Here is a 1,092-nt window from a genome sequence, read left to right on the forward strand (position 1 = left end):
TGTCCAGCCGATAGATGGGTAACACTTTGAACCGGATACATAGGTGACACTTCTCTCCCCCTATGCGTCCGCCGCAGCGCCAAGCGGATTGGTTGGCGCGGCGCTGCGGCGGACAAGCTTCATGTGCCGTGTGTCGATGATGCCGAGCGGGTGGGCATGGAATGAGAGTGTCCATTGTCCGTCTTCGGTCTCCAACGCAGCGACCGGTTCGCCCGCCAGCGCTTGCGAGACATATATGAAGCCGCCATTCCATCGGATCTCGCCATTGTGGCGCACGCGGCGGACCGAGGCCTCGGCCGGATAGACGGGCTCGGGTGGTGTCCTGGGCATGGCGCGCTGTGAGGACCGGTAGTGCTGGGCGGGCGTATCCATGCCCAGCGCCTCATGGGGACGTTCCTCATTGTAGCTGTGGCGGAAGGTCTCGAAGGCCTGGCCCTGTGCCGTTCGGTCGGCTTCCGGTGCCTCGGCCATCGGCAGCATGGTCAGGTGAAAGCGCTCGTGACGTCCGTTCTGCTGTGGCCTGCCGGGTGCGATCCGCTCCAAGGTGATGCCGAGCTTGATGAAGCGCACGACAAGCGGCGTCAGCCCGGTGACGCCGGCCGATGCGAAGGGCGGGCCATTGTCGCTTCTGAAGCGATCCGGCAGGCCATGCTCTTCAAACAGCCGTTCGAACACCGGCCAGGCTTCGCTATCGGCCGTCGACCCCGTCGCTTCGAGCGCCAGAAGATAGCGGCTCGACGCATCCATCACCGTCAAGGGTTCGCAACGCCACCCGTCACGGGTCCGGAACCAGCCCTTGTGATCGCCAGTCCACACCGCGTTCGGTTCTTGCGGCTGTGGCCAGGGTCCATTGCCGCAGGCCCGCAGGCGGGGTCGCTTGCGGGCGCGCACAAGCCCATGCCGCGCAAGGATCGCGCCGACCGTCGAGGCTGAAGGCCACATGAACTCGGCAGCCGTGCGCCTGAGCCGTGCCACGATCTTCTTTGGACCCCAGAGCGGATGCAGCTCCTTGGCCGCCACAATCCGCTCAACCAGATCCTGAGCTGTCGCCCGGCCATGATTGAGCGGGGCTCGCGGCAGGTCGTGCAAACC

1 protein-coding gene is annotated in these 1,092 nt (G+C 65.3%); it reads right to left on the reverse strand.

The features are described 5' to 3' along the window. Positions 1-60 precede the first annotated feature (60 nt). The coding region (locus tag NKI46_RS30895; RefSeq protein WP_352749727.1) for an integrase core domain-containing protein at positions 61-1,092 on the reverse strand (1,032 nt) is incomplete at its 5' end.

The organism is Mesorhizobium sp. M0615 (genome assembly GCF_040320805.1).
GTDB lineage: Bacteria > Pseudomonadota > Alphaproteobacteria > Rhizobiales > Rhizobiaceae > Mesorhizobium.